The 1,028-nt window shown below is 42.9% G+C and carries 1 protein-coding gene; it reads right to left on the bottom strand.

Features of this window, described 5'->3' with window-relative positions; translation table 11 throughout:
- Positions 1–14: 14 nt before the first annotated feature.
- Positions 15–995, bottom strand: a complete 981-nt coding sequence (locus HMPREF9446_RS04320; protein ID WP_009124201.1) for an IS982 family transposase — start codon at positions 993–995, stop codon at positions 15–17.
- Positions 996–1,028 lie beyond the last annotated feature (33 nt).

The following is a 1,028-nucleotide window of genomic DNA, read 5'->3' as shown; positions in this document are numbered from 1 at the left end:
ACCTGTTGGCGGAATTAATTTAGTGCATACTTAATTCTGCCAAGGGGCTTGTCGTTAATGAAGTTTACGTATTGCAGAATGGTAAGTGCACTAATTTTGCCAATGATCCTGGCAAACAAACCATTCGTTATTTTCGCATAGTTCCTGATGACCAAGAACTGGTCTGTAAGTTGTGAGAATATTGTCTCAATCCTCTTTCTTGCCTTTGCAAACGGAATGAATGTCGGTTTCCAATCCTTTTGGTTGAGCCGATACGGACACTCCAGTCTTATGTGTGCGGTTTCGAACAAGTCAAGCTGTACGTCAGCTCCAATATACCCTTTGTCACCATAGATGCTACAGTCGTGATAAGTATGTTTTACATCCTTCATATAATGGAGGTCCGCCACACTTGCCTTTGACAGATCATAGGAATGGATAACTCCACTTAACCCACAGAGAGCGTGTAACTTATAACCAAAATAATACGTGTTCTGCGAAGCACAGAAGCCGAAGTCGGGAGCTTGCGAGAAATTGCCGGTACGTCCCATCTTGCAACGTTTTCCTCTTGCAACCCTACAGACCTCTATCGGCTTGGAGTCAACAAAGAATTGTTCCTCTCCGCCATCCATTTCCATGGCAATCCGCTTGCGCAGTTCCTCACACAGGCCTGCCGTTTTCTTCCTGCGGTCATTGAACTGTCTCCTTGATATGAGATTAGGAATGTTGTCCTTGTACTCTTGCAATTTATAGTCGAACAACCACTTCTCACTATCAATGCTCTCGGTCTCTGCCGTCAAGGATAGCGCCACCACTTCCAAATCCGAAAACTTGGGAACAGGACCACGACGTGGAACATTACCCGATTCATTGACGAGATTTTCAGAGAATTGCTTGCATATCTCGAGTATTTTGACGAATTTTGTATAAAGGTTGTACATACGATGGTTTGGACTTAATGTTTTGAACACCACTAAGTTACTAAAAATCAGCGATATGTGCAACTTTTTACTCATATTTATCAACTTAAATTAATTCCGCCAACGGGT

It is taken from the genome of Bacteroides fluxus YIT 12057, assembly GCF_000195635.1.
Classification (GTDB): domain Bacteria; phylum Bacteroidota; class Bacteroidia; order Bacteroidales; family Bacteroidaceae; genus Bacteroides; species Bacteroides fluxus.
This window is presented reverse-complemented; position numbering and strand designations above follow the sequence as displayed.